Genomic DNA, 23,260 nt, shown 5'->3' on the forward strand with positions numbered 1-23,260 from the left:
TTAACGTAGCAATTCGTCCATTATGGGGGTGCCCACTTGTGAATAAAAGTTAAGGATGCTTTGAATCGAGCGACGGTTTTTACGTCCAGAGATGGGTAAAGTGCACTCACACCACAACACCTGAAGGACGGAGACATGAAAACGTATCGCATCGCAACCATCCCTGGCGACGGCATCGGCAAGGAAGTCGTTCCCGCGGGCCAGCAAGTGCTCGAAGCGCTTGCGAGCACGGCCCAGTCGTTCGCATTCGAGTTCGAAAACTTCGACTGGGGCGGCGACTACTACCGCAAGAACGGCGTGATGATGCCGGAAGATGGTCTCGATGCGATCCGCGGCAAGGATGCGATCCTGTTCGGCTCGGCGGGCGATCCGGACATTCCCGACCACATCACGCTGTGGGGTCTGCGTCTCAAGATTTGCCAGGGCCTCGATCAATACGCGAACGTCCGCCCGACGCGCATCCTGCCCGGCATCGACGGCCCGCTCAAGCGCTGCCAGCCTGAGGACCTGAACTGGGTGATCGTGCGGGAGAACTCGGAGGGCGAATATTCGGGCGTCGGCGGCCGTGTTCACCAGGGTCATCCGATCGAAGCGGCAACGGACGTCTCGATCCTGACACGCGCCGGGGTCGAGCGGATCATGCGGTTCGCGTTTCGCTTGGCACAGTCCCGTCCGCGCAAGCTGCTGACCGTCATCACGAAAAGCAACGCGCAACGCCACGCGATGGTGATGTGGGACGAAATCGCGCTCGAAATTTCGAAGGAATTCCCCGACGTCACGTGGGACAAGGAACTGGTCGATGCATCGACGGCGCGCATGATCAACCGCCCCGCGACGCTCGACACGATCGTCGCCACGAATTTGCACGCCGACATCCTCAGCGACCTCGCCGCGGCGCTCGCGGGCAGTCTCGGCATCGCGCCGACGGGCAACATCGATCCGGAGCGCCGCTATCCGTCGATGTTCGAGCCGATCCACGGTTCTGCATTCGACATCATGGGCAAGGGCTTGGCGAATCCGGTCGGCACGTTCTGGTCGGTCGTGATGCTGCTGGAACACCTCGGCGAATTCGATGCTGCCAGGCGCGTGATGCAGGCCGTCGAAGCCGTCACCGCCGACACGTCGCTCCATACGCGCGACCTCGGCGGCACGGCGACCACGGCGCAAGTTACGGCGGCTGTCTGCGCGCTGCTCGACAAGGCCGAGGCGTCGGCGGCGAAGGCCGTCGCGTAAGTACGCCGGGGTCCGGCCAGCAGGCCGGACCTGCCCCTGCGCGTAGAGACTTCGCGAACACACCCGTACACAAGAGCCGCAGCGTCACGCGGCGGACGGCGCTCGTCCCTACGCGGTAGAAAACAAAGCAGGAGACAAGATGTTTATCCCGACCCATTTCCCGTCATCCGTCGTCGTCGTCACTGCGCGGGACGCCGGATGAAGGACTCGACTTCTTCCGCGCCTTCGGCCGCACCCGACCAGCCAGCCATCGACCGCTTGCTGAAGGAGATGTTCAGCGCCGCGATCGCGATTGCCCAGCCCCGCGCCGCGCGTCCCCGACTTCCTGGCAGGGCCGCCAGCGACATCGCCTCCGGCCCGGCCGTGCCCGACCCGACGACCTGCACGGACGCGCTCGCCATCCTCAAGCGCTACGCGATCGACGTGTCGCCTGCCGTGACCGCGCTGCTCGAAAGCGGCCGGACGGAGTCGCCGATACCCGGCGATCCCCGCTTGCCTCACATCGAAACCCATCTGATCGCGACGCCTCAGCTCGCGCTCGAAGCCGCCGCGCGCGAAGCGCGGGCGGCGGGCATCGACGCGCACATTCTGGGCGATTCGATCGAAGGCGAGGCACGCGATGTCGGCGCGGTCATGGCTGGGATCGCGAAGCAGGTGTGGCGGCGCGGCCAGCCGTTCAAGGCGCCCTGCGTGCTGCTCTCGGGCGGCGAGACGACAGTCACGATTCGCGGCGACGGCAGGGGCGGACGCAACGTCGAATTCCTACTGGGGCTCGGCGTCGCGCTGAACGGCGAGCCCGGCGTCTTCGCGATTGCGGGCGATACGGACGGCGTAGACGGACAGGAGGAAATCGCCAGGGCCGTGCTCATGCCGGACAGCCTTTCGAGGGCGCGAGAGCGCGGCATCCGTCCCGCGGATCGCCTCGAAAACAACGATGCACACGGATTTTTCCAGGCGCTCGGCGACTCGGTCGTCACCCCGGGCCGGCGCTCACGAACGTCAACGACTTTCATGCCATTTTCATTGCCGCTCACGACGGCGATCTTCCCCGGAGTCTAAAGATGCGCCGCAATCGAAACGCAAAAATCGTCGCGACCCTCGGTCCCGCGAGCACGAGCCGCGAAACCATCGAAGCGCTGTTCCACGCCGGAGCCGATGTCTTCCGGCTCAACTTCAGCCACGGCACGCACGAAGATCATCAGCGCCGCCTGGAAATCATCCGGTCGATCGAACAGGATGCCGGACGGCCCGTCGGCGTGCTGCTCGACCTGCAAGGCCCGAAGCTGCGCATTGGCACCTTTGCGAACGGGCCGATTCATCTCGAAAAGGGTGCCGCGTTCCGGCTTGACCTCGACGCCAGCACGCCCGGCGACACGAATCGCGTGGCGCTGCCGCATCCGGAGATTTTCGCAGCGCTCAAGCCCGAAACGAACCTTCTGCTCGACGACGGCCGCGTGCAGCTTCGCGTCGAACGCTGCGGGGCAGACTTTGCGGAGACATCGGTCGTGGTCGGAGGGCCGCTTTCGGAGCGCAAGGGCGTCAACGTGCCGGACGTCGTCCTGCCGCTCTCCGCGATGACCGACAAGGATCGCCGCGATCTCGAATTCGGCCTGACGCTCGGCATCGACTGGCTGGCGCTGTCGTTCGTGCAGCGCGTGGAGGACATTCGGGAGGTGCGGGAGATCGTCGGGGATCGCATCGGCATCGTCGCGAAACTGGAGAAGCCGGCGGCGATCGGCAGCCTCGATGCGATCGTCGACGAAGCCGACGCCGTGATGGTCGCGCGCGGCGACCTCGGCGTGGAGATGCCCGCCGAGCAGGTGCCGGCGATCCAGAAGCGCATCGTGCGCGCTTGCCGCAAGGCCGGGAAACCTGTGATCGTCGCCACGCAGATGCTGGAGTCGATGGTCACGGCGCCCGTCCCGACGCGCGCCGAAGCCTCCGACGTGGCCACCGCCATCTACGACGGCGCGGACGCGGTGATGCTGTCGGCGGAATCGGCGAGCGGCAAGTATCCGGTCGAAGCCGTCCGGACGATGGACCTCATCATCGCGCAGACCGAGAGCGATCCCTACTACCGGGAAGTCATCGCGGCCTCGCACGCGGCGCCGCGCGCGAACACGGCGGACGCAATCGGCTACGCGATGCGCCACGTCACCGGCCTGCTCAACGCGGTCGCGACGGTCGCCTACACGAGCTCCGGCTATTCGGCTCTGCGCATGGCGCGCGAGCGGCCGGCCGCGCCGATCATCGGCATGACGCCCCGGCAAGCCACGGCCCGGCGCCTGGCGCTGGCCTGGGGCGTCCACCCGGTCCTCTGCGACGAAGTGATCGATCTGCTCGAAGTCAGCGAACTGGCATGCGCCACCGTCCGCGATGAAGGGTTCGGCGAGACGGGACAGACCGTCGTCATTTCCGCGGGCATGCCGTTCGGCACGCCCGGTACCACCAACTTGCTGCGCATCGCGCAAATTCAGTGAGGGACGACATGACACGGATTCAGGAGGTCAAGGGCTTCGAGCTGCTCGATTCCCGAGGCAATCCGACCGTCGCGGCACAGGTCGCGCTCGACGATGGTTCAAAAGGGTTCGCGGTGGCGCCGTCCGGCGCATCGACCGGCGCGCGCGATGCGTTCGAACTGCGCGATGGCGACAAGTCGCGAAATACAACCGGCTTTTGCTGATCGAAGCCGAACTGGGTTCCTGCGCGGTGTTCTGCGGAGCCCGGGCGATTACGCCGGCGAGCAAGACGCAACACGCGAAGCGCGACCCGAAGCCCCGCTCGCACCCATATAAATGATTCAGGAGACAACGATGCGCCACTTCTTCGGAAAACTGTACGTCCAGGTGCTGATCGGCGTGTTTGCCGGCGTCGCGCTGGGTTGGTTCTATCCCAACATGGCGGCGGACTTCAAGCCGCTCGGGGACATCTTCATCAAGCTGATCAAGATGGTCTTTGCGCCGATCATCTTCGCGACGGTCGTGCTCGGCATCGCGCGGATGGAGAACATGAAGGAACTGGGGCGCGTCGGCGTGCGTGCGCTGATCTACTTCGAGGTGCTCTCGACGTTCGCGCTGGCGCTGGGTCTCGTCGTCGTGAACGTGGTCGGGCCGGGCAAGGGCATGAACATCGACGCGTCGCAGCTCGACACGCACGCGATCGCCAATTACACGGCGGCCGCGGCCAAGCCGGAGGGGTTCATCGCGTTCGTGATGCATCTCGTGCCGACGAGCATCGTCGATGCGCTCGCGAAGAACGACATCCTGCAGATCCTCGTCTTCGCGACGCTGTTCGGGATCGCGCTATCGCACATCGGCGCGGCGCGTGCGAAGCCGGTCGTCGATTTCCTCGATTCGTTCACGCACGGCGTGTTCAGCGTCGTCGGGATGATCATGCGGCTCGCGCCGCTTGCGGCGTTCGGCGCGATGTCGTTCACGGTCGGGAAGTACGGGCTGGGATCGATCGTGTCGCTCGGCAAGCTGATGGGCACGATGTACATCACCTGCTTCCTGTTCGTCACGATCGTGCTGGGTATGATCGCGCGGCTCTCGGGCTTCAGCCTGTGGAAGTTCCTGAAGTACATCAAGGACGAGCTTTTCACGGTGCTGGGGACGAGTTCATCGGAATCGGTGGTGCCGCAACTGATGCGCAAGCTGGAGCACCTGGGCGTGTCGAAGCCGGTGGTGGGTCTCGTGGTGCCCGCGGGCCTGACGTTCAATCCCGACGGCCAGTGCATCTACTACACGATGGCCGCGATCTTCATCGCGCAGGCGACCAACACGCCGCTTTCGATGACCGATCAGATCGTCATATTGGGTGTGCTGTTGCTGACGTCGAAAGGATCGGCGGGGGTGACAGGGTCGGGGTTCATCACGCTTGCCGCCACGCTGGCTTCGATGGGCAAGATTCCGGTCGCAGGGATGGTGCTGCTGCTGGGCGTGGATCGCTTCATGTCGGAAGCAAGGGCGATTACCAACACGATCGGTAACGCGGTCGGTACGGTGGCGATTGCTCGCTGGGTGGGCTCGGTCGATCGTCAGCGGATGGCGGACGTGCTGAACGGAAAGGGCGACGATCCCGAAGATCTGGAAAAACTGTACGAAGGCGACGACGCGCCGACGGCAAAGCCGGTTGCGGATCGGGGACCTAAAGCAGCCTGAACTCGATGCAGGTGCTTTTCATCCGCTCGCTGCCCCGCTCTTTGACGGACGGGCCCGGGCGGAGGGCGTTTACTCGGCTGATTGTCCTTGTCTGGTGCGGATGCGCGACGTGTACTTCGCAACGCGAAACTTCAATGCTGAGGACGGTTCTGCGTGTGATACATGACTTTGAGCACGCCGGTCGCGACAAAGATAACGGCAGCAGCAGCGCACATGACGATCGAGACCATTTGGAAACTCCAGTGAAAATCATTTGATTTAAGTAAGTATAAACCCTTAGTCCTCTCTCGATCGTTCCTTTGTGGATTTGTGTCGATGACACAACGTCGCCGGGCGGTCGTTTCGGTTGGAAAAGTTTTGTTCGAAAGGTGCGGTCGGGTCGCTCGCCCTTGTTAGGATTGCCTTTTGCAGACAGTCACCGGATGGGATTGTTTGCCGGAATATTTGCCGTTTGCCGTTCAACGGAAATTGGCAATTTTGGCGTGTACGGGAAAACCCCTACATTCTGTTACAATCACGGCGGAAATAAGGAACCCGCCATGCCCCATCGCTACCCCATTCTCGAAAAAATCGCGTTCACGCTGTTCACGTTGTCCGCCGTCGTGGACGCGACGTACATCAGCTACGAAAAAAGCCCGAATTTCCGGGACAACATCCACGAGATCATTCGGATTGGCGAGGAAATGTCGCGCTTGTATCCGGCCGAAGTCGATCCGTGGATGCAGATCGCGATTAGCTGATCGGTCGCTAAGGGGCGCGCGCGGCTCTGGTTGAGCGCGCCACCGCCGTCGATTCCTCATTTCGGGCCGCTTGTCCGTGCATGGCCTGAGGCATGGTTGCGCTTTGACCGGCTCAGGCCCAACGTTTCCGTGCCAAGACCGGACGTCATCGGCGAATTCAGGGCCAGGTGCAAAGCCGCTGGCTCCCGGCGCCCAATCCTAGAATGTCAGTCCTCAGGCGCCTGCGCGCACGTCGCAGCCGTAAGTTCGCTCCGTTGGCCACCGCCGTCGAGCCGCACGAGCGAGTGCCGGCCGCAAATCTCGGCCGTATTCCCGCCTCAAGAGCCAACCGCAATTCCTCCGCGATTCCCCACCAGCAAGCCCCCGCCGAATAACCGATATTCGCGCCCGCCTCGCACGACTGTCGCGTGCTGCCTTATCCTTGCGGCTTGACCGTCGCGCTGCTTTAGCGCCTCCTCTTCGATTCCGCAAAAGCATGTCGACAGCCTTCCTCACCGATTCTCCGTCCACCGATCAGCTCCGCAGCTTCGCGCGCAGCATCGGCCAGATCCTGCTGCAGCGCAACGCCGCGACCGGCGTCCTGATATTCGCCGCCGTCTGCGCGTTCAGCACGCGTCTCGCGTGCGCCCTTGTCATCGGCGCGCTGACGGGCGGCATCGTCGCGTACATCGTCGAGGACGCTGATTCTCCGACGATGCGCGACGACCTCTATGGTTTCAACGGCGCGCTCGCCGCGCTCGCGGCCTTCACGTTCATCCACGACGACTCGCAGGCGGGCGCCGTCGCGATCGTGTCGGCGATGCTTGCGACCGCGCTGTCGCTGAGGCTCCGGAACTTGCTGCGGCGCTTCCGGCTGCCGGTGTACTCGAGTCCTGCGATCATCGTGACGTGGTGCTGGCTCCCGCTTTTCGCCGATGCAACCTCGTCCGGCGCGTCCGCATCGGCAACAAGCACGACGACGGCATGGCTCGAAGCGATCCTTGCAGGCTTCGCCCCTATCGTGTTCACGAGCGGTGTTCTGGCCGGGACGCTCCTGCTCGTGAGCCTCTGCGCCGCGCGCCCCGCGCATGCAGCCTGGGCGATCGCCGGCAGCACGGTCGGCCTCTCGCTGCACGCGCTCGCCGGAGCGCCCGACGCGATGCTGCTAAGCGGCGCCTGCGGCTTCAACGCGACGCTCACCGCGCTCGCCACGTCGAAGTACGGTGTCCGGGCGACGCTCGCCGGCATCGTCGTGGCCGTGCTGATCGAGCGCGCGGCCGCGTCGCTTGGCATCATTTCGCTGACCGCGCCGTTCGTTTTGGCCACATGGGCCGTGCAGGCGACGATCCAGCGCACCGACGCATCCGCCAACCACGGAGATTCGCATGTCGTTCACCCATCAGCCTGAGCGCCGCATCGCGGCATCGGGCGCCATGTCGGACGCCGAGCGCGCAGTGCGCGTCGATCTCGCCGCCGCGTACCGGCTCGTCGCGCTCAACGGCTGGGACGACGTCGTCTACACGCACATTTCCGCGAGCGTGCCCGGCGAACCCGGCCGCTTCCTGATCAACCCGTTCGGCCTGGCATTCGACGAGGTGAACGCGACGAATCTCGTGAAGATCGACATCGACGGCAACGTGATCGGCGAGAGCGAGCACCCGGTCAATGCGACGGGCTTCGCGCTGCACGGCGCGGTGCATCGCGCCCGCGTCGACGCGATGTGCGTGATGCATCTGCACGTCACGCAGGCGATCGCGGTGTCCGCGCAGCCCGGCGGCCTTTTGCCCGCGTCCCAGCACGCGATGCGCTTTCACGGGCACCTCGCGTACCACGACTACGAAGGCCTCGCGTTCTCGCCGGCCGAAGGCACGCGCCTCGTCGCGAACCTCGCCGACAAGCGCGCGATGCTCCTGCGCAATCACGGCCCGCTGACGCTCGGGCGCACCATCGCGGAGGCCTATGTGCTGATGGACATGCTCATCAAGGCATGCGACATTCAGCTTCGCGCGCTCGCCGGCCAGACGCACCTGACGGTGCCGGCGCCTGAGATCGTCGATCGCACGGCGCGCCAGCTCCACGACGACGATGCCATCGAAGGCGCGCTCGAATGGCCGGCGCTCATCCGCAAGCTCGATCGCATCGATGCTTCGTATCGCGACTGATTTTTTCAACCCTGCTCAAGAAAACACCATGCCGACATTCAACATCCAGCTTTTCGAAGGGCGAACGCTCGACGAGAAACGCAAGTTCGTCGAAGCGATCACGCGCGTGACCTGCGAGACGCTCAACTGCCAGCCGGGCTCGGTCGACATCATCCTGACCGACGTCAAGCGCGAGAACTGGGCGACGGCCGGCAAGCTCTGGTCGGAGGAGTAACGCAGGCTACAACCGGCTCAAGCAAGCGGCGCGAGCAGCCGGCCCAAGCAGCCGCCGCAAGCAGGCCGGCCCAAGCAACCGGCGCAAAAGCGCGTTCATTCGTCGCGCTGGCCGGTTCGCAGGCTCATCGGCAGCTCCTCGGCGAGCTGCCGTTCGACTTCCTCGATCGTCTCCCCACGATTGAAAAACGCGTTCAGCACGATCGCGAAAATCGCCGCAAGCGTGATGCCGCTGTGCGTGAGCGGCGCGGCCCACGAGGGCATCAGGTGAAAGAAGGTCGGCGCGGCGAGCGGAATCACGCCGACGCCGAGGCTGATCGCCACGATCAGCAGGTTGTTCTTGCTCTCGTAGTCGACCTTGCTGAGAATCTTCACGCCCGTCGCGGCGACCATCCCGAACATCGCGATTCCTGCCCCGCCGAGCACGACGACCGGAATTGACGCGATAAAATTCGCCAGCTTCGGCAGCAGCCCGAGCAGCATCAGCAGCACGCCCGACACCACCACGACCCAGCGACTGCGCACGCCCGTAATCCCGACGAGCCCGATGTTCTGCGAGAACGACGAGTGCGGAAACGTGTTGAAGATGCCGCCGATCAGCGTGCCGAGGCCGTCGGTGCGCAGGCCGCGCGAGGCGTCGTCGCGCGTGACGGGGCGGCGCGTGAGATCGCCGAGCGCGAGGAACATGCCGAGCGACTCGACCATGATGACCACCATCACGAGACACAGTGAGGCGATCGCGGCGACGTCGAAGGTCGGCATGCCGAACGCGAACGGACGCACCGGCGCGAACCAGGCCGCGCGGCCGATACCCGAGAAATCGACGAGCCCGAACGGCAGCGCGAGCAGAAAGCCGATCACCATCCCGAGCAGCACGGAAATGTTCGCGAGAAAGCCCTTCAGGTACTTGTTGATCAGGAGGATCGCGAGCAGCACGACGACGGCGATCAGCAGGTTCCTCGGCTCGCCGAACGCGGGCGAGCCTCGCCCGCCGCCTGCCCAGTTGATCGCGACAGGGAACAGCGTGATGCCGATCGTCAGGATGATCGTGCCGGTGACGATCGGCGGGAAAAAGCGCATCAGGCGCCCGAAGAACGGCGCGATCAGGATCGCGAAGACGCCCGCGGCCATCGTCGCGCCGAAGATGCCGGTGAGGCCCGCACCGGAATTCGCCATCGCGACCATCGGTCCGACGGGCGCGAAACTCACGCCCATGATGACCGGCAGCCGGATGCCGAATTTCCAGATGCCGATGCACTGGATCAGCGTGACGAGCCCGCATGCGAAGAGGTCGGAACTGATCAGGAACGCGATCTGATCCTTCGGCAGCTTGAGCGCCGCGCCGATGATGAGCGGCACGGCGATCGCGCCCGCATACATGACGAGCACGTGCTGGATGCCGACCGCCAGCATCTGGCCGAATGGCAAAACTTCGTCAACGGGATGCTTCGATACGGCCATGTTTTCTCCCAAGAGCGGCTGGGGCGCGGCGCGCCGGACTCGTGGTCGAGTATCACAGAGATGGCCGCCGGAAAAATATTGCGGCGCTGATGCGCGCGATCAGCCAACGCACATCATTCGGCGAGTTCGTAAGCCGTGCTGCGGCCGCCGCCCGGCGCGCGGCGGAGGATGCCGAGCTTCACGAGTTCGTTGATGTCGCGGAGCGCCGTATCGGCGGAACACTTCGCAATCGACGCCCACTTGCTGCTCGTGAGCTTGCCGTCGAAACCGTCGAGCAGGCGGTTGAGGAGTTTCACTTGCCTTTCATTGAGCGGCATGCCGGCGCGTTGCCAGAAGCGCGTGCGGGCGAGCACGGCATCGAGCGCGTGGTGCGCGGCTTCGATCGCGCGCCGCAGGTTGTCGAGGAACCATGCGAGCCACGCGGTGACATCGAGCGAACCTTTCTGCGTGCTTTCGAGGATGTCGTAATACGCGCGCCGTTCGCGCTGGATTTGCGCAGAGAGGCTGTAGAAGCGCTGCGGGCTTTCATCCGCGCGGGCGAGCAGCAAGTCGCCGATCGCGCGGGCGATGCGGCCGTTGCCGTCGTCAAAAGGGTGCAGCGTCACGAACCACAGGTGCGCAAGACCCGCTTTGAGCACCGGATGATCGTCGTGATTGTCGTTGACCCAAGCGATGAAGCGCGTCATCGAGGCATCGAGCGCAGGCGCGGGCGGCGCTTCGAAATGCACGCACTGACGTCCGAGCGGGCCGGAGACGACTTGCATCGGACCGTTGGCGTCGTCGCGATAGCCGCCGACATGGATCGGTGAAAGGCCGCTGTAGCCAGTCGGGAAGAGCGCCGCATGCCAGCCCCAGAGGCGCTGGGCGGTGAGCGAATCGGTTGAACGCAACGTGGCGTCGAGCACCATCTCGACGACGCCTTCCACGTGCCGGTCGGCAGGCGCGAGCGCATCGATATCGACGCCGAGCCGCCGCGCGATCGACGAGCGCACGGACGCCGGATTGAGTCTTTCGCCTTCGATTTCGCTGGTTTTGAGGACGTCGTCGGTGAGCGCGAGGAGGCTCGCCTCGTCGCGCAGCGCGAAACCGACGTCGGCGAGTCGGCCGAGCAGCAGTCCTTGCGCGCGCGTAACCTCCGCGAGCGACACGCTGAGCACGGCGAGGTCGTAACGCATGTCCGGCCAGTCGGGCGACTGCCAGATATAAAGCCAATCTCCGCTTTCCATGCGGAGATTGTGCGCTATATTCGCCGCAAAAAAAAGCCCATTCACCGCAAAAAATGCGGCGAATGGGCCCTTTAATCACCGCATGGCAGCGATCAGATCTTCTTCGCCATCAGCCGGAACTTGTGCAGCAGCGGTTCGGTATAGCCGCTCGGCTGCGTCCGTCCTTCGAAGACCAGCGCGCACGCCGCCATGAACGCGAGCGATGAATCGAAGCTCGCCGCCATCGGCTTGTAGTACGGATCGCCGGCATTTTGCTCGTCGACGACCACCGCCATTTGCTCCAGCGTCTTCCGTACCATCTCCTCCGAAACGACGCCGTGATGCAGCCAGTTCGCGATGTGCTGGCTGGAAATGCGCAGCGTCGCGCGATCTTCCATCAGGCCGACGTTGTGGATATCCGGCACCTTCGAGCAACCGACGCCCTGATCGACCCAGCGCACCACGTAGCCGAGAATGCCCTGCGCATTGTTCTCGACTTCGCTGCGGCGCTCGTCTTCGCTCCACTTCGCTTCGGCCACGACCGGAATCGTCAGCAGGCCGTCGAGCAGTTCGTCGCGCACGGCGTTGTAGTCGATGCTTTCCATGCCTGCCTGCACCGATTGCACGTCGACCTGATGATAGTGCAGCGCGTGCAGCGTCGCGGCCGTGGGCGAGGGCACCCACGCGGTGTTGGCGCCCGCCTTCGGATGCGCGATCTTCTGTTCGAGCATCGCGTGCATCAGGTCGGGCATCGCCCACATGCCCTTGCCAATCTGCGCGCGCCCGCGCAGCGACGTGTTCAGCCCGACGAGCACGTTGTTGCGCTCGTACGCCGCGATCCACGCCGACGACTTCATGTCGCCCTTACGCATCATCGGGCCGGCTTCCATCGACGAATGCATTTCGTCGCCGGTACGGTCGAGGAAACCCGTGTTGATGAACGCGACGCGCGACGATGCCGCCGCGATACACGCCTTGAGATTCACGCTCGTGCGGCGCTCCTCGTCCATGATGCCCATCTTGATCGAGTGGCGCGGCAGGCCGAGCAGATCTTCGACGCGCGTGAACAGCTCGTCGGCGAACGCGACTTCGGCGGGGCCGTGCATTTTCGGCTTGACGATGTAGATCGAGCCGGTGCGCGAATTGAGCTTCTTCTGCAGGTCGTGCAGGGAGCCGAGCGTGGTCATCACGGCATCGAGGATGCCTTCGGGAATCTCGCGGCCGTCGCGATCGAGCACGGCGGGATTCGTCATCAGATGGCCAACGTTGCGGATAAACAAAAGCGACCGGCCGTGCAGTTTCAGCGTGCCGCCGTTGGGCGTCGTGTATTCGCGATCGGCGTTCATGCGGCGCGTGAACGACTTGCCGCCCTTCGACACTTCCTCCGCGAGATCGCCCTTCATCAGGCCGAGCCAGTTCTTGTAGAGCTGGACCTTGTCGTCGGCGTCGACGGCCGCGACCGAATCCTCGCAATCGATGATCGTGCTGATGGCCGCTTCGATCAGCACGTCCTTCACGTGCGCGGCATCGGTCTTGCCGATGGAGTCGTTCGCGTCGATCTGGATCTCGAAGTGCAGGTCGTTGTGCTTGAGCAGGATCGCCGACGGCGCGCTCGCGTCGCCCTGGAAGCCCGCGAGCTGCTCGGGATTCGCGAGGCCCGTGCGCCCGTCCTTCAGCGTGACAATGAGTCGGCCCTGCTCGATGCTGTAGCGCGTCGCGTCGGCGTGCGAGGCGTCGGCGAGCGGGGCGGAGTCGTCGAGGAACGCGCGGGCGTGCGCGATCACCAGCGCGCCGCGCTTCGGATTGAACGCGGCCGACTTTTCGGCGCCATCGGTTTCGGGGATGACGTCGGTGCCGTAGAGCGCGTCGTAGAGGCTGCCCCAGCGCGCGTTCGCGGCGTTGAGCGCATAGCGCAGGTTCGACAGCGGCACGACGAGCTGCGGTCCCGCCTGTTCGGCGATTTCGCGATCGACGTTCGACGTGGTCGCATGCACGTTCGCGGGCACCGGCACGATATAGCCGATGCTCTCCAGGAATTTGCGATACGCGCGCACGTCCTTGACCGGACCCGGATTCGCGCGGTGCCAGTTGTCGAGTTCGGTCTGGAGGCGGTCGCGCTCCGCGAGCAGTGCGCGGTTCTTCGGCGCGAGATCGTGGACGAGCGCGTCGAAGCCTTTCCAGAAGGCGGCGCTGTCGATGCCCGTGCCGGGCAGCGCTTCTTCATCGACGAATTGTTTCAAATTGGCTGCGACCTGCAGTCCTTCCTGCTTGATGACTTCACTCATAGGGGCTCCCTGGGGCTTGGCTGTTGGTATGTCTCTTTTTCCGGCACATTTTGTACTTCGGGCTGTGCGCGTGACCTTATGTTATAGCTTCTTGCGCGCCGTCGATCCAGTCTGCGGGCGCGGTGCACTCGGCGGAACCGGTGTCAGAGCCGTGTCAGACTCGGATCGTCTCGACGAAAACGCGCGCAACGGCTTCTAGGCCCTGGCGGTCTTCGTCGTCGAAACGCGCGAGTTTGGGGCTGTCGATGTCGAGCACGCCGATCAGTTCGCCGGCCGCGGTCTGCAATGGAATGACGATTTCGGAGCGCGAGGCAGCGTCGCAGGCGATGTGGCCGGGGAACGCGTGGACGTCGGCGACGACCTGCGTCTCGAGCGTTTCGGCGGCGCGGCCGCACACGCCGCGCCCGATCGCGATGCGCACGCAGGCGGGCTTGCCCTGAAACGGCCCGACGACAAGTTCGCCTTCGGTCAGGAAATAGAAGCCGGCCCAGTTGAGGTCGGGCATCGAGTTGAAGAGAAGGGCGGAGAGGTTTGCGGCGTTCGCGATGCGGTTCGTTTCACCGGCAAAAAGTGCGCTGGCCTGCATGGCGAGTTCGTCGTAGAACTCGGCCTTCGGAAGGGTGGCGGATACGGTGCCTTCGAACATTGATCTGGGTCCATCGGGTCGGTTGCGTGCGCCGCGCCGGAGTGGGCCTTGCTGGCGACGCACGGGAACTGACCATGATACGTCGATGGCACCGCGCTTGCACGCGATCCACGATCGACTTCACTTCGCGTGCGACATCTCCGAGCAGCACCCGCCCGCCTTGGCCGACGCCGCGTCTTCGTAGCGGTCGTGATGGCGCATCCAGTCGAGCATGCCGTTCTGCTCGTTGCGGCCCTTCGGCGTGAGTTCGAGCAACACGTAGGTGGTGAGCGCCATGTCGAGGCCGCGCGCGTAGGTCGAATACGTGTGGAAGATGTCGCCCTTTTCGTCCTTGAAGAACACGCTCGCGCCCGGCATTTCATCGCTTTCGTAGTTCTGCTCGGTGAAGTTGTAGTCCACTTTGCCCTTCGCCTTGTCTTCCTCGCTGAAGGAGACGTGGTAGTCGAAATTGAAGTCGCTCTGATTCGACGACACCCAGCGGAAATGCCAGCCCATACGCTTCTTGAACGCCTCGAGCTTCGCAAGCGGCGCACGCGAGACCGCCACGTACGACACATCGTGATGCTCGAGATGCGCGATCGTCCCATCGATGTGATCCGATACGAACGAGCAGCCGCGACATCCTTCCTCCCAGTCCGGCCCGAGCATGAAGTGATAGACGATCAACTGGCTGCGTCCGTCGAAGAGATCGGCGAGCGTGCGTTTTCCTTGCGGAGTATCGAAGGTGTAGGTCTTGTCGACTCGCACCCACGGCAGCGTCTGGCGTTGCGCGGCGAGCGCGTCGCGGGCATGCGTGAACGCCTTTTCCTCGGCGAGCAGCGCGCGGCGCGCCGTCAGCCACTCTTCGTTCGAAACGATCCTGTGCTGTTCCATTTGTCGCTCCTTCTTCGGTGAGATGGGTTAAGCGAAGTACTGCACGAACTTGTCGAGGCAGCTGTTCCAGCCTTCGTTGTGGCGGTCGCGGGCCTCTTCGTCGAAGAACTGCTCGTGGGTCAGCGTGAGTTCGGTGGCGTCTCCAATGGGGCGCAGCGCGATTGTCACCAGCGATTCGCGCTCTGGCGTGCTGCGCCACGCCCATGTGAAGACGAGCTTCTTGTCGGCGACGATCTCGCGATAGACGCCGCTCACGTCGTGTTCCTCGCCGTCGGGCGCGCGCATCACGATGCGGTAGCGGCCGCCGACGCGCACGTCGTTTTCCGCATGGATGCACTCGTTGTCGAGCGGGCGCATCCACTGCACTACTTGCGCCGGGTTGGTCCAGGCTGCGAAGACGCGCGCGGGCGACGCTTCGAGCCGGCGGACGAGGGTGAGGCTGGGCTTGGTGTGGGGCTGGGACTGTTCGGACATGCTTCCTCCTCGACGAACGCCGCGAGGCGATCGAGTTGTTCGGTCCAGAAGCGCTGGTAGTGCGTGAGCCACTGCATCGCTTCCTCCATCGGTCCGGGGGCGAGTCGGCACGCGACCGTGCGCCCCGTTTTGCTGCGCGTGATGAGCCCGGCGTCGGACAGCACGTCGAGATGCTTCATCACCGCCGGCAACGACATCGCGAACGGCTCCGCGAGCGCGCTGATCGACAGGTCGTGCTGATCGGACAGGCGCGCGAGCAGGGCGCGCCGGGTCGGATCGGCCAGAGCGGCGAACGTGCGATCGAGTGGATCGTTGGCGATGGTGGTCTGATACTTAACCATACGGTTTAGTTTAGGCGATGATGCAGGAGTGTCAAGGGGCGATTTTTGCTCGCTCGCCGAAGTACCAAGTGGCCAGGTCGATTCGATTTTGATGGAGTCGAACTCGATCGCCATTTCTGCGCCAGGCAGGCCAGATGGTCCGCGCGCAGATCGCCGAGACGCTCGCCGTTCGCCAGGGCGCTGCGCGCTTTGCTGTAAGCCTCGTCGTCGGGACCAATCAACTGAATCGTGAATACGATATTCAACAGTCCCGCGCTTGCAGATGAGCGCAGTTGACACCTTCGAAAGTCACGGTTGCACGCTTGTCGATTTGAAAGACATCTCAATCAGCGCCGCAGCGTGCGAGCCTCTCGTCAAAGCAACGGATTCCCCCCCAAAAAAAAGCGAGCCATGAGGCTCGCCAAAATCAATCCAAAGACCTAAACCACCTCAAAGCAAATCCTCAATCATCACCGGTAGGTTCCTCACATAGACCCCAGTCGCATGGTGCACCGCGCTGGTAATCGCCGCTGCGATCCCTGCGAGCCCGATCTCCGCAATCCCACGCGCGCCGAGCTCATTGAAGATCGTATCCGGATGGTCAAGAAAAGTGACATCGAGCGCCGGCGTATCCGCATTCGACGCGATGATGTAATCCGCGAGGTTGTTATTTAGCGGCGCGCCATTACGCGAGTCGTAATGCGTCTGCTCGAAAAGCGCCATCCCGACGCCCATCACCACCGCCCCTTCGATCTGGTTACGCCCCGCACACGGATTCAGAATGCGCCCTGCATCGATCACGGTCACGACGCGGCTCACGCGTAACTGCGCGATCTCGGGTTGCCAGGTCACTTCGGCGAAGTGCGCGCCGTACGAATAGATCGAGTACTTCTTCTTCAGCGGATCATCAAAGCCGCCTTTCGCGCTGCCGTTACCCGATGCCGCGTGCATCTTCGCTGCCTGCAGAATCTGCGCGAACGGAACGCCGCCCAATGCCGCCTCGCCCTTGCGATGCACGCGTCCTTCGCTGAACGCAAGCTCCTCGGGCTTCGCGCCCTTGAACGCCGACTCTTCGAGCGATGCCGCCTTCTCGAGCACGATCTTGACCGCCGCGCGAGCCGCATCCGATACGGCCGGAATCAGCGATGCCGTCGCTGCCGATCCACCCGAAATCGGCCCGGCCGGCAGCGCGCTATCGCCGAGTCCGACTTCGATCGCGTCGAGCGGCAAGCCGGTCTGAGCGGAGACCAGCTGCGCGAGAATCGTGTAAGTACCGGTGCCGATGTCCTGCGTGCCGCACACGACGCGCGCCGTGCCATCGGCTCGCAAGTCGACGGTGGCATCGGCGGAAAAGCGGATCGCCGGCCATGCGCACGCGCCCACGCCCCAGCCGAGCGTCAGCCCGTCGCGCTGCATCGAACCGACCGCCGACGTGCGCTTCGACCAGCCGAACTTGTCCGCACCGGTGCGCAGACATTCGACCAGATTGCGCGACGAAAACGGCAAGCCGGTGCTCTCGTCGACCCTCGGTTCGTTCATCAGCCGCAACTCGACCGGGTCGATATCCAGCTTCACCGCAAGTTCGTTCATCGCCGATTCGACCGCGTACAGGCCAGGCACGGCGCCCGGTCCGCGCATCGCGGTCGGCGAGCCGACGTTGCGCCTCACCGTGCCCGATGTCACGCGCAGATTCGGCGTGCTGTAGAGCATCGGCGTGGTCTCGCCGCAGCTTTCGGAGTAGTCGTCGAGAAGCGAGCAATGATTCGCGTAGTCGTGACGCAGCGACGTGAGCTTGCCGCCGGCATCAGCGGACAGGCGCAGGCGCTGCTGCGTGACCGGCCGATGCCCGACGTTCTGAAACATCATCTTGCGGTTCAGGACGAGCTTCACGGGCTGCCCCGTATGGCGCGCAGCCGCCGCGGCGAGCAGCGAATGCGGCCACATCCACAGCTTGCCGCCGAAGCCCGAGCCGAGATAGCGCGAGATCACGCGCACCTTTTCCTTCGGCAGGCCGAGCATCTGCATCAGCGTGCCCTGATGATTCGAGATCGCCTGCGTGGTCTCGTAGAACGTGTAGCCCTCGCCGTCCCACTGCGCGACGGTCGCGTGCAGCTCGATCGGATTGTGCGTCTCGACTGGCGTCACGTAGGTTTCATCGATCTTGACGGCGGCGCTGTCGAACGCCTTGGCCGCATCGCCGCGTTCGCTTTCGACCTTCGGCTCGTCCTTCAGCGTGAGTTCGTCGCTGACGTCGTGCGGTGTGACGTCGTAGCCGACCTTCACGGCGGCGCTCGCCGCGCTCGCGGCCTCGAACGTCTCCGCGATCACGAGTGCCACGTACTGGCCGTAATAGCGGATCACGTCGTCGTCGAAGGGCGGGCGCGCTTCGTCGACGTAGCCGGTATCCATCGAGTTGCCGGAGATGCGAAAAAACTTGCCGACGTTGCCGCGATGCAGGATCGCGCGCACGCCGGGCATGCGCTCGGCGGCGGCGAATTCGAGCGACGTGATCCTGCCGCTCGCGATCGTGCTGCACACCGGCACGGCGTGCAGCATTCCAGGCAAATCGACATCCGACGTGTAGGTGGCGCCGCCGCTGACTTTCAGCGGCCCGTCGATGCGCCGTTGCGGCTGTCCGATGACGGACAGGGGAGTTTCGATCACGGTTGCCATGTGTGGTGTCCTTGGTGCGTGTCAGGCGGGCGCAGTGGCGGCCTTGAGCGCGTGCACGAGGCAGCGCCGGGCGAGTTCGACCTTGAAGCCGTTCTCGCTTTGCGGCTTGGCGCCGGCGAGCGCGGCTGCGGCGGCGCGGGCGAAGGCATCGGCATCGGGTGCGGCCGAGGCGAGCGCCGCTTCGGCTTCGCGCGAGCGCCACGGTTTCGTGCCGACGCCGCCGAGCGCGATGCGCACATGGCTCAGCGTGCCGTCGGCGACCGTCGCGACCACCGCCGCCGATGCCAGCGCGAACTCGTACGACGCGCGGTCGCGCAGCTTGAGATACACCGAGCGGCTGCCTGCAGCAGGCGGCGCCAGCGTGACATGCGTGATCAGATCACCGGGTTCGAGCACGGTCTCGCGCTCGGGCGTGTTGCCGGGCAGCAGGAAGAAATCGTCGATCGCGACCGCGCGCTCGCCGTTCCTGCCCTGGACGTGGACGGTCGCTTCGAGCGCCATCAGCGCGACGTTCATGTCCGACGGATTGCTCGCGATGCACGCGTCGCTCGTGCCGAGGATTGCCTGCGTGCGGTTGAAGCCGTCGATCGCCGAGCAGCCCGTGCCGGGCTCGCGCTTGTTGCAGGGCATTTCGGTATCGCGGAAATAGACGCAGCGCGTGCGTTGCAGCAGGTTGCCGCCGGTCGTCGCCATGTTGCGCAATTGCGCCGATGCGCCCGCGAGCAACGCTTGCGACAGCACCGCGTAACGCTCGCGGATCAACGGATGGTGCGCGAGATCGGCGTTGCGCACCGTCGCGCCGATTTTCACGCCGCCGTCGGCCGTGGCTTCGACCTGATTCAGCGGCAGGCGGCTGATGTCGATCACGCGGCCCGGGCGTTCGACGTTGAGCTTCATCAGGTCGAGCAGCGTCGTGCCGCCCGCAAGAAAGCGCACGTCGGCGCCCTGCTGCGCGGTGCGCGAAGAAGCGCCGGCCTCGATGGCATCGCGCACGCTGGACGCGCGCGAAAGCTGGAAGAGTTCCATGTCGTCGGTCTCCTCAGGCTTTGCCGCGCACGGCCTGAATCGCCATGACGATGTTCTGATACGCGCCGCAGCGGCACAGGTTGCCGCTCATCGCTTCGCGTACGTCGGCGTCTGCCGGGCCGACCGGCTCGTTCAGGAGCGCGACCGCCGACATCAGTTGCCCGGACGTACAGTACCCGCACTGGTAGCCGTCGCACTCGACGAACGACGCCTGCATCGGATGCAACGCTTCTACGCTGCCGATGCCTTCGATCGTCGTGATCTGGTCGCCTTCGTGATTGGCCGCGAGGCACAGGCACGCGTTCACGCGCCGGCCGTTGACGTGTACCGTGCACGCGCCGCACTGGCCGTGGTCGCAACCCTTTTTTGTGCCGGTCAGGTGCAGGTGCTCGCGAAGCGCGTCGAGAAGCGTCGTGCGCGGGTCGAGCGACATCGAGTAGTTCTTGCCGTTGACCGTCAGTTCGACCGATGACGTCGGCGACGCCACGGGCGCGACCGGTGGCGCAAGCACTTCGGCGGCGTGGCTTCCGTTGAGGGTGGTGGTTTCTTTCTGCTCCGGCACGGGCGGCGTGCGCGGCTTGATGGTGGTGCTCGATTGGGGGACGTGCTGTTGCATCGTGCTTTTCTCCTGGCAAGGGACGTGGCTTGGAGAGGACGGGTCGTGGTGCGACGAGGGCGGATGATCCGGCGTACAGACGCCGGCTGATGGACCACTCAGCCAGTATAGGCACTTGCGAATGCTTTTTCAGTGGCCGCCGACACGGCTCGCGTGCGCTGTTGCATCGCACGATTTATGCCTGATCGGCGATTCAGAGGCCGCGCATGTAAGCGACGATTGAATCGTTCACGCGCTCTGGCATCTGCCGATGGGGAGAGTGTCCACAATCGGGCAATTTCGTCAGTTTCGCTTGGCGGACGTACTCGGCGATGGTGTCGATCTGCGCCATTGACGCGTATTCGTCGTCCTCGCCCTGGATGGCGAGCAGCGGACACGCGATCGACGCCAGTTCCCCCGTTATGTCCCACGCGCGAAATGCAGGATCGAGCCAGATGTCGTTCCAGCCGAAGAACGCGGAATCCACGTCGTCGTGATAGCGCGCGAGTTTTTCGCGCATGCTGGTGTTCTCGTAGGCATGCTTCGTCGCGCGGATCGCGTCGACCGATCCCTGCTCCACCGTCACATGCGGTGCGAGCACGACCGCGCCGGCCAGCGCCTCGGGAAACGCGGCGGCGTACAAAAGCGCGATCGAGCCGCCGTCGCTATGGCCGATCAGCCACATGCGACGGCGTTCGGCGGCATCGATGCCGAGCGTATCGAGCAGCGCGGGCAGCACGTCCTCAGCCTGCCGGTGCATGAAATCGACCGACCACTTCACGCCCGGCGCGCGCGGCGTCGAACGGCCGTAGCCGGGGCGCGAATAGACGAGCCCGCGCAGGCCGAGCGCATCGCAGAGCGATTGTGGCCAGTCGCGCCACATCGCGATCGAGCCGAGCCCTTCGTGCAGGAACACGGCGATGGGCGCATCGGCGCGCTCCGCGGTCAGCCACTGATACTCGACGCTCAGCGCATCGGCCAAGGTTGCGAACGACTGATTTTCTGCTGATCGACTCATGATGAGATGAAGGAATGGCGCTTCGACGATGATAGCGCGCGTCCGCGCGGACGACGGATAGACTTGCGATTTGCGCATTGCCGACGAGGAGCCATCGATGAAAGCAGATTCCGGCGTCGTAGCGGCGATCGACTCGCGGCGTTCGATCCGCGCGTTCCTTCCGGACGCCATCGACGAAGCGACGATCGAATCGATCTTCGAACACGCGAGCCGCGCGCCATCGGGCAGCAATATCCAGCCGTGGAAAGCGTACGTGCTGACGGGCGCGCTCAAGGAGGAACTATCGCGCGCGGTCCTGCGCGTCTTCAACGATCCCGAAGCCGACAGCCTGCACGAGGAGGAATTCGCGTACTACCCGAAAACGTGGGCGTCGCCGTTCATCGAACGCAGGCGCACGCTCGGGCTCGAGCTGTATTCGCTGCTCGGCCTGACGCGCGACGACAAGGAAGGCATGAAGACGCAGATGGGGCGTAATTTCGAGTTCTTCGGCGCGCCGGTCGGCATCGTCTTCACGACCGATCGCAACATGGAGCGCGGCTCGTGGCTCGACTACGGCATGTTCCTGCAGAACGTCATGCTGATGGCGCGCGCCTTCGGACTCGATACGTGTCCGCAGGCGGCGTTCAACCGCTATCACAGGATCATCGCGGAGCAGTTGCGGCTGCCGGAGAACGAGCGGGTCGTGTGCGGAATGAGCCTCGGCTTCGCGGATCTGTCGAAGCCGGAGAACAGGCTTGCGAGCGAGCGCGAGCCGGTGAAAAGCATCGTGCGCTTCCTGCGCTGACGGTTACAGCGGCGCGTGGATGAACAGCTTGGCGACGATCGACAGGAGCCCCGCACCCACCGCGACAATCGCGACGAGGGCGGCGATGACTACGAACAGCCGCCAGAGGGTTTGCATGCGTCTCACCAAAAAAGACGGCCGCCGAGGCGGCCGGAAGGAGGGGATTCGATTCTGAGGGGAATCGAGGGAAAGAGTAGGCGGGGTTTCTTAACGCAGACTTAAGATTCTTTAAAACGCATGCCGAATCCCTACCATGCCGACGAATTGCGACGGGCCTGACGACGGCGTCGTGTTCTGTGAATCCCCGACGACCGCCACGGCATCGACGATGCTCGTCCCCGCGCCCGACACGGCGAGCGACTGGCCCTGCGCGCGTTGATAGGCCTGGAGCGCATAGAGCGTCGTGCGCTTCGACAGGCTGTAGGTCTCTTCGAGCGACACCTGGTGGTAGCGCGCCGGATCGCTCATGCCGTTCGACTTGCTGGCCCGCGTGTAGCTATACCCCGCGCCGACGATCACCGCCGGCGTGAATCGATACGTCGAAATGACGCCGTAAGTGTTGAACACCGCTTCGCTCGCAAAGTGGGAACCTGCGCCCGGCGCGTACTGCACGTTCGAATAATTGACGCCGACCATCAAGTCGTCGAACGTGTAGCGCGCTGCCGTCGCGATCAGTTGCGTGCTGCGCGCGGAGGCGTAGCTGCTATTCACCGGCGAGTTGATCGCGAACGTGCCGAGCGCCGGGCTGGTCGCCATGTCCTTCAGCTTCACGTAGCCGGCTGCCAAGGCGAACGCCTTGTAGTCGTAGCGCAGGGCCGCGCTGAAGTTGCTGCCGCTGGCGACGCTCCCCGGCACGCCGCCGAGTGCGTATTGCGCGCCGACTTGCAGGCCCGCGAGATTCGGCGACGCATACGTGACCGAGTTGTTGAAGCGCAGCGTCGTATCGAGGGCGTCGAGGTCGCCGGGGTGCGCGCCGGTCGCGCCCGTCAGCACGTTGGTAGGGCCGAGACCGCCGACCATCGTGAAGTACGGCGTGTACTGGCGGCCCAGCGTGAGCGTGCCGTAGGCATCGTTGCTCACGCCGACATACGCCTGCCGGTTGAAGATCAGCCCCGTGCTGCTTTGCGCGCCCGTCAGCGAATTGAAGCCGCTTTCGAGGCGGAAAATGGCTTTGGTTCCACGGCCGAGGTCTTCCGCGCCGAGAAAGCCGAACTTGCTCGCTTGCAGGTTGCCCTGGCTCAGGTAGATGTTCGATTGCCCGCGCTGATTGCTGACGTACGTGAAGGCATCGTCGACGACGCCGTAGAGCGTGACGCTCGACTGCCCAAACGCTTCTGCTGATACCGACGCGCCAAGAACGCACGCGACGGCCAACGCACGCATGCGCGTGAACTCGTTCTTCTTCATGTGATG

The 23,260-nt window shown here is 64.3% G+C and carries 20 protein-coding genes and 2 pseudogenes; 10 read left to right on the forward strand and 12 right to left on the reverse strand.

What is annotated here, in order from left to right; all coding sequences use genetic code 11:
- The first annotated feature begins 135 nt into the window (after positions 1 to 135).
- From AWB67_RS13110 to AWB67_RS13150, 9 genes and pseudogenes are all read left to right on the forward strand, one after another.
- Positions 136 to 1,233: a tartrate dehydrogenase gene (locus AWB67_RS13110; RefSeq protein WP_087656674.1), complete on the forward strand. Its 1,098-nt coding sequence runs from the start codon at positions 136 to 138 to the stop codon at positions 1,231 to 1,233.
- A 333-nt stretch (positions 1,234 to 1,566) separates the two neighbouring features.
- Positions 1,567 to 2,261, forward strand: a pseudogene (locus AWB67_RS13115) (glycerate kinase type-2 family protein); the annotation flags it as partial.
- 33 nt (positions 2,262 to 2,294) lie between these two features.
- A complete protein-coding gene (gene pyk, locus AWB67_RS13120) occupies positions 2,295 to 3,713 on the forward strand; it encodes a pyruvate kinase (RefSeq protein ID WP_087656710.1) in 1,419 nt (472 codons plus the stop codon).
- Positions 3,714 to 3,721: 8 nt separating this feature from the next.
- Positions 3,722 to 3,895, forward strand: a pseudogene (eno, locus tag AWB67_RS13125) (phosphopyruvate hydratase); the annotation flags it as partial.
- Positions 3,896 to 4,046: 151 nt separating this feature from the next.
- Positions 4,047 to 5,393 carry a C4-dicarboxylate transporter DctA gene (dctA, locus tag AWB67_RS13130; RefSeq protein WP_087656676.1) on the forward strand — a complete coding sequence of 449 codons (1,347 nt, stop codon included), beginning with the start codon at positions 4,047 to 4,049 and terminating at the stop codon, positions 5,391 to 5,393.
- Between the two features lie 539 nt (positions 5,394 to 5,932).
- On the forward strand, positions 5,933 to 6,133 hold the full coding sequence (locus AWB67_RS13135) for a hypothetical protein (RefSeq protein ID WP_087656677.1): 201 nt from the start codon (positions 5,933 to 5,935) through the stop codon (positions 6,131 to 6,133).
- Between the two features lie 475 nt (positions 6,134 to 6,608).
- Entirely contained in the window at positions 6,609 to 7,520 is a 912-nt protein-coding gene (locus tag AWB67_RS13140; protein WP_087656678.1) for an urea transporter, read from the forward strand.
- Positions 7,498 to 8,274: a class II aldolase/adducin family protein gene (locus AWB67_RS13145; protein ID WP_087656679.1), complete on the forward strand. Its 777-nt coding sequence runs from the start codon at positions 7,498 to 7,500 to the stop codon at positions 8,272 to 8,274. The genes AWB67_RS13140 and AWB67_RS13145 overlap by 23 nt, the downstream gene beginning before the upstream one ends.
- 28 nt (positions 8,275 to 8,302) lie before the next feature.
- Positions 8,303 to 8,488: a 4-oxalocrotonate tautomerase gene (locus AWB67_RS13150; RefSeq protein WP_087656711.1), complete on the forward strand. Its 186-nt coding sequence runs from the start codon at positions 8,303 to 8,305 to the stop codon at positions 8,486 to 8,488.
- 95 nt (positions 8,489 to 8,583) lie between these two features.
- Here AWB67_RS13150 and AWB67_RS13155 read toward each other — a convergent pair whose 3' ends face one another.
- The 11 genes from AWB67_RS13155 to AWB67_RS13205 all read right to left on the reverse strand — a co-directional run bounded on the left by AWB67_RS13155 (position 8,584) and on the right by AWB67_RS13205 (position 21,063).
- Positions 8,584 to 9,948 (reverse strand): nucleobase:cation symporter-2 family protein, encoded by a 1,365-nt coding sequence (locus AWB67_RS13155; RefSeq protein WP_087656680.1) that lies wholly within the window; start codon positions 9,946 to 9,948, stop codon positions 8,584 to 8,586.
- A 113-nt stretch (positions 9,949 to 10,061) separates the two neighbouring features.
- On the reverse strand, positions 10,062 to 11,174 hold the full coding sequence (locus tag AWB67_RS13160) for a Fic family protein (RefSeq protein ID WP_087656681.1): 1,113 nt from the start codon (positions 11,172 to 11,174) through the stop codon (positions 10,062 to 10,064).
- Positions 11,175 to 11,266: 92 nt separating this feature from the next.
- Positions 11,267 to 13,438 (reverse strand): malate synthase G, encoded by a 2,172-nt coding sequence (locus AWB67_RS13165; protein ID WP_087656682.1) that lies wholly within the window; start codon positions 13,436 to 13,438, stop codon positions 11,267 to 11,269.
- 154 nt (positions 13,439 to 13,592) lie between these two features.
- Positions 13,593 to 14,084 carry a free L-methionine (R)-S-oxide reductase MsrC gene (gene msrC, locus AWB67_RS13170; protein WP_087656683.1) on the reverse strand — a complete coding sequence of 164 codons (492 nt, stop codon included), beginning with the start codon at positions 14,082 to 14,084 and terminating at the stop codon, positions 13,593 to 13,595.
- A 120-nt stretch (positions 14,085 to 14,204) separates the two neighbouring features.
- Complete coding sequence (locus AWB67_RS13175) at positions 14,205 to 14,957, reverse strand: DUF899 domain-containing protein (RefSeq protein ID WP_087656684.1); 753 nt, start codon at positions 14,955 to 14,957, stop codon at positions 14,205 to 14,207.
- A gap of 27 nt (positions 14,958 to 14,984) precedes the next feature.
- Entirely contained in the window at positions 14,985 to 15,314 is a 330-nt protein-coding gene (locus tag AWB67_RS13180) for an SRPBCC family protein (RefSeq protein ID WP_327365815.1), read from the reverse strand.
- Between the two features lie 8 nt (positions 15,315 to 15,322).
- On the reverse strand, positions 15,323 to 15,886 hold the full coding sequence (locus AWB67_RS13185; protein ID WP_235025136.1) for an ArsR/SmtB family transcription factor: 564 nt from the start codon (positions 15,884 to 15,886) through the stop codon (positions 15,323 to 15,325).
- Between the two features lie 315 nt (positions 15,887 to 16,201).
- Positions 16,202 to 18,424, reverse strand: coding sequence for a xanthine dehydrogenase family protein molybdopterin-binding subunit (locus AWB67_RS13190; RefSeq protein WP_087656686.1), 2,223 nt, complete (start codon positions 18,422 to 18,424; stop codon positions 16,202 to 16,204).
- A 21-nt stretch (positions 18,425 to 18,445) separates the two neighbouring features.
- Positions 18,446 to 19,450: an FAD binding domain-containing protein gene (locus AWB67_RS13195; protein WP_087656687.1), complete on the reverse strand. Its 1,005-nt coding sequence runs from the start codon at positions 19,448 to 19,450 to the stop codon at positions 18,446 to 18,448.
- A 13-nt stretch (positions 19,451 to 19,463) separates the two neighbouring features.
- Positions 19,464 to 20,066 (reverse strand): (2Fe-2S)-binding protein, encoded by a 603-nt coding sequence (locus AWB67_RS13200; protein WP_087656688.1) that lies wholly within the window; start codon positions 20,064 to 20,066, stop codon positions 19,464 to 19,466.
- A 193-nt stretch (positions 20,067 to 20,259) separates the two neighbouring features.
- Positions 20,260 to 21,063, reverse strand: coding sequence for an alpha/beta fold hydrolase (locus AWB67_RS13205; protein WP_087656713.1), 804 nt, complete (start codon positions 21,061 to 21,063; stop codon positions 20,260 to 20,262).
- Positions 21,064 to 21,160: 97 nt separating this feature from the next.
- Here AWB67_RS13205 and AWB67_RS13210 point away from each other — a divergent pair, with 97 nt between their 5' ends.
- On the forward strand, positions 21,161 to 21,847 hold the full coding sequence (locus tag AWB67_RS13210) for a nitroreductase (protein WP_087656689.1): 687 nt from the start codon (positions 21,161 to 21,163) through the stop codon (positions 21,845 to 21,847).
- A 228-nt stretch (positions 21,848 to 22,075) separates the two neighbouring features.
- Here the strand turns inward: AWB67_RS13210 and AWB67_RS13215 are convergent, their stop codons facing one another.
- Positions 22,076 to 23,254: a porin gene (locus tag AWB67_RS13215; protein WP_087656690.1), complete on the reverse strand. Its 1,179-nt coding sequence runs from the start codon at positions 23,252 to 23,254 to the stop codon at positions 22,076 to 22,078.
- Positions 23,255 to 23,260: the final 6 nt, after the last annotated feature.

Source organism: Caballeronia terrestris (assembly GCF_001544515.1).
GTDB classification, from domain to species: Bacteria; Pseudomonadota; Gammaproteobacteria; order Burkholderiales; family Burkholderiaceae; genus Caballeronia; species Caballeronia terrestris.

Excerpts from the sequence above, each read along its gene's own strand:
- AWB67_RS13110 (WP_087656674.1), top strand. The coding sequence starts at position 136 with ATGAAAACGTATCGCATCGCAACCATCCCTGGCGACGGCATCGGCAAG.
- pyk (WP_087656710.1), top strand. The coding sequence starts at position 2,295 with ATGCGCCGCAATCGAAACGCAAAAATCGTCGCGACCCTCGGTCCCGCG.
- dctA (WP_087656676.1), top strand. The coding sequence starts at position 4,047 with ATGCGCCACTTCTTCGGAAAACTGTACGTCCAGGTGCTGATCGGCGTG.
- AWB67_RS13135 (WP_087656677.1), top strand. The coding sequence starts at position 5,933 with ATGCCCCATCGCTACCCCATTCTCGAAAAAATCGCGTTCACGCTGTTC.
- AWB67_RS13140 (WP_087656678.1), top strand. The coding sequence starts at position 6,609 with ATGTCGACAGCCTTCCTCACCGATTCTCCGTCCACCGATCAGCTCCGC.
- AWB67_RS13145 (WP_087656679.1), top strand. The coding sequence starts at position 7,498 with ATGTCGTTCACCCATCAGCCTGAGCGCCGCATCGCGGCATCGGGCGCC.
- AWB67_RS13150 (WP_087656711.1), top strand. The coding sequence starts at position 8,303 with ATGCCGACATTCAACATCCAGCTTTTCGAAGGGCGAACGCTCGACGAG.
- AWB67_RS13155 (WP_087656680.1), bottom strand. The coding sequence starts at position 9,948 with ATGGCCGTATCGAAGCATCCCGTTGACGAAGTTTTGCCATTCGGCCAG.
- AWB67_RS13160 (WP_087656681.1), bottom strand. The coding sequence starts at position 11,174 with ATGGAAAGCGGAGATTGGCTTTATATCTGGCAGTCGCCCGACTGGCCG.
- AWB67_RS13165 (WP_087656682.1), bottom strand. The coding sequence starts at position 13,438 with ATGAGTGAAGTCATCAAGCAGGAAGGACTGCAGGTCGCAGCCAATTTG.
- msrC (WP_087656683.1), bottom strand. The coding sequence starts at position 14,084 with ATGTTCGAAGGCACCGTATCCGCCACCCTTCCGAAGGCCGAGTTCTAC.
- AWB67_RS13175 (WP_087656684.1), bottom strand. The coding sequence starts at position 14,957 with ATGGAACAGCACAGGATCGTTTCGAACGAAGAGTGGCTGACGGCGCGC.
- AWB67_RS13180 (WP_327365815.1), bottom strand. The coding sequence starts at position 15,314 with ATGCGCCCGCTCGACAACGAGTGCATCCATGCGGAAAACGACGTGCGC.
- AWB67_RS13185 (WP_235025136.1), bottom strand. The coding sequence starts at position 15,886 with ATGGCGATCGAGTTCGACTCCATCAAAATCGAATCGACCTGGCCACTT.
- AWB67_RS13190 (WP_087656686.1), bottom strand. The coding sequence starts at position 18,424 with ATGGCAACCGTGATCGAAACTCCCCTGTCCGTCATCGGACAGCCGCAA.
- AWB67_RS13195 (WP_087656687.1), bottom strand. The coding sequence starts at position 19,450 with ATGGAACTCTTCCAGCTTTCGCGCGCGTCCAGCGTGCGCGATGCCATC.
- AWB67_RS13200 (WP_087656688.1), bottom strand. The coding sequence starts at position 20,066 with ATGCAACAGCACGTCCCCCAATCGAGCACCACCATCAAGCCGCGCACG.
- AWB67_RS13205 (WP_087656713.1), bottom strand. The coding sequence starts at position 21,063 with ATGAGTCGATCAGCAGAAAATCAGTCGTTCGCAACCTTGGCCGATGCG.
- AWB67_RS13210 (WP_087656689.1), top strand. The coding sequence starts at position 21,161 with ATGAAAGCAGATTCCGGCGTCGTAGCGGCGATCGACTCGCGGCGTTCG.
- AWB67_RS13215 (WP_087656690.1), bottom strand. The coding sequence starts at position 23,254 with ATGAAGAAGAACGAGTTCACGCGCATGCGTGCGTTGGCCGTCGCGTGC.